The 2,949-nt window shown below is 72.3% G+C and carries 1 protein-coding gene and 2 pseudogenes; all 3 read left to right on the top strand.

The genetic code is table 11. From position 1 onward, the window contains the following. Positions 1–701, top strand: a pseudogene (locus G3O06_RS47450) (PLP-dependent decarboxylase); the annotation flags it as partial. Between the two features lie 24 nt (positions 702–725). Then, positions 726–2,300 (top strand): acyl-CoA ligase (AMP-forming), exosortase A system-associated, encoded by a 1,575-nt coding sequence (locus G3O06_RS47445; protein ID WP_205820211.1) that lies wholly within the window; start codon positions 726–728, stop codon positions 2,298–2,300. Beyond that, positions 2,297–2,949, top strand: a pseudogene (locus tag G3O06_RS47440) (hypothetical protein); the annotation flags it as partial. The gene G3O06_RS47445 and the pseudogene G3O06_RS47440, both read left to right, overlap by 4 nt.

Here is a 2,949-nt window from a genome sequence, read left to right as displayed (position 1 = left end):
ACCACTTCGGGATGACGCCGAACGAGGCGCACGACGCGGTGCGCACGCTCGCCGCCGCCGGCCTGCCGGTAGCCGGGCTGCACGTGTTCTCCGGCCCGCATTCGTTCATCCGCCAGGACCCGACGCAACCCGACACGCTCGTGCTGCCCGAACGGCTCGCGGCGCTCGCCCGCGATCTCGCACCCGCCAACGGCGCCCCGCTCGCGTCGCTGAGCCTCGGCGGCGGCTTCGCCGACGATCACCCGGGCGACGCCGCGTTCGAGCGCTATGCCGCCGCGCTCGCCCCGCTGGCCGGCCAGTACTCGCTCGCACACGAATCCGGCCGCGCGATCTTTGCCGATGCGGGCGTGTTCGCGACGCGCGTCGTCGCGGTGAAGACGTGGCAGGACCGCACGATCGCCGTCTGCGACGGCGGGCTGTCGCATGCGTTCCTGCTCGCGCAGACCGAATCGGTGATGCGCCGCCTCGCCGCGCCGTCGCTCGTGCGCCGCACGCCCGCGCAGCCGGCGCGTGGCGTGCCGACGATCTATGTCGGCAGCACCTGCAGCCGCGCGGACGTGATCGGCCGCGACGATACGGGCGCCCCGCCGCAGGTCGGCGACATCGCCGTGTTCGCGCGCTGCGGCGCGTATCACCGCACGTACTCGATGGCGCATTTCCTGTCCCACGAAGCCGCGCACGTGTACGTGCGGCCTGCCTAGACCAACCTGAGAGAGGAGCCGATCATGAACGCCCTGATCAGCGTCGCCGACCTGCTCGAACATGGCGCCGCGCGCTGGCCGCAACACCCCGCGTATGCCGACGGCGGCGGCACGATGACCTACGAACAGCTCGCACGCGCGGTCCGCCGTGCCGCCGCCGCGCTCGCGTCGCGCGGCGTGCAGCCCGGCGAGCGCGTCGCGATCTACGCGCCGAAACGCATCGAAACCGTGGTCGCGATGCTCGCGGCCAACGCGCTCGGCGCGATCTTCGTGCCAGTCAATCCGCAGTTGAAGGAAGCGCAGATCGAACACATCGTCGCCGACAGCGGCGCGGCGCTGTTCATGACCGGCGTGCAGCGATTGAAGCGCCTGCCTGCGCTCGCCGCGCTCGTCGGCGCCCGCGCGATGCTGATCGAGGAACTGGCCGATGCGATCAACGCGGCCGGCACCGACACACCGGAACCGGCCCTCTCCGGCCGGCCGGTGGACGACGATCCCGCCGCCCTGCTCTACACGTCCGGGTCGACCGGCAAGCCGAAAGGCGTGGTCGTGTCGCATCGCAACCTGGTGTCGGGCGCGTACAGCGTCGCCGCGTACCAGGGGCTGGCCGACGACGACGTCGTGCTCGGGGTGCTGCCGCTCAGCTTCGACGCGGGCCTGAGCCAGCTCACGACCGCGCTGGCGTCCGGCGCGTGCTATGCGCCGCTCGACTTCCTGCAGCCCACCGAAGTGCCGCGCCATTGCGACGCGTTCGGCGTGACGTCGATCACCGGCGTGCCGCCGTTGTGGATGCAGCTCGCGTCGGCCGGCTGGAGCGACACGGCGCGCACGCGGATCCGCCGCTTCGCGAACACCGGCGGGCATCTCGCGACGCCGCTGCTGCACCGCCTGCAGGCGCTGTTCACGAACGCCGCACCTTACCTGATGTACGGATTGACCGAAGCGTTCCGCTCGACGTACCTGCCGCCGGCCGACGCCGCACTGCGCCCGACGTCGATCGGCAAGGCCGTGCCGAACGCGGAGATCCTCGTGCTGCGCGCGGACGGCAACGAATGCGCGGCCGACGAGCCCGGCGAACTCGTGCATCGCGGCGCGTTCGTCACGCTCGGGTACTGGAACCGGCCCGAGCTGACCGCACAGCGCTTTCGCCCGCTGCCGCGCCGGCACGGCGAGATCCCGCGCCCCGACGTCGCCGTGTGGTCCGGCGACATCGTGCGCCGCGACGCGGACGGCTACCTGTATTTCGTCGCGCGCGGCGACGACATGATCAAGACCTCCGGCTATCGCGTGAGCCCGACCGAAGTCGAGGACGTGCTGTTCGCGCTGCCTCACATCCGCGAGGCGGCGGTGTTCGGCGTGCCGCACGCGTCGCTCGGCGAGGCGATCGCCGCGTGCGTCGTATCGACGCTCGACGCCGATGCATGCCGCGCCGACATCGCGCGCGCCTGCCGCGACGCATTGCCGACCTACATGAGCCCGCTCGTCGTCGAGCCGCTGCCGGCATTGCCGCGCAACCCGAACGGCAAGATCGACCGCCCCGCGCTAAAAAACCAGTATCGCGACGCGTTCGCGCGCACGAACGAGGAGACCGCCGCATGACCCTGTCGACGCTCGATGAAACCTGCCTCGGCGCGCGCCGCGTCGCCGAGCCCGGCACGCTGGCCCTGTCGGGCGGCGTCGTGGTGCTGCCGCCCGCGGTCGTGTTCAGCGCGATCCAGGCGCAGGAACGCCATCCCGGCTACCGCCACCTGCTGCTGCCGCAGGCACGCTTCGCGCGGCCGCGCGGGATGGGTGCGCTGACGCCAGACGAAGGCACGCGCCTCGCGCCGGGCGGGCGGCCCACGCTGCGGGTCGCGCCGCCCGGGCGCAGCCTTGCCGATCTCGCCGCCGATGCGGCGCTCGACCTGCGCGACCAGCTCGGCTCCGGGCAACTGGCCCGCACGACCCACGTGATCGTCGCGAGCTGCGCGCTCAACGAAGGCATCGGCGACTCGGTCGTCGGGCGCATGCAGTACGAGCTTGGCCTGCAGCACGTGACGCCGTTCGCGCTCGGCCAGAACGGCACGCTCGGCTGGTATTCGGCGCTGATGCTGCTCGACGGCCTGCTCGACGAAGGCGACCAGGCGCTCGTGATCCTCAGCGACAAGTGGCTCTACCCGTTCTTCCGCCAGTTCGGCGACCTGGTCGGCTACGGCGACGCGGCCGCCGCGCTGCTCGTGTCGCGCGCGGGCCCGGCGCCCGAGCCGGG

The organism is Burkholderia sp. Ac-20345 (assembly GCF_017104825.1).
Lineage (GTDB): Bacteria > Pseudomonadota > Gammaproteobacteria > Burkholderiales > Burkholderiaceae > Burkholderia > Burkholderia lata_B.
The sequence above is the reverse complement of the archived record's forward strand: the minus strand, read 5'-3'. Positions and strand labels throughout refer to the sequence as shown.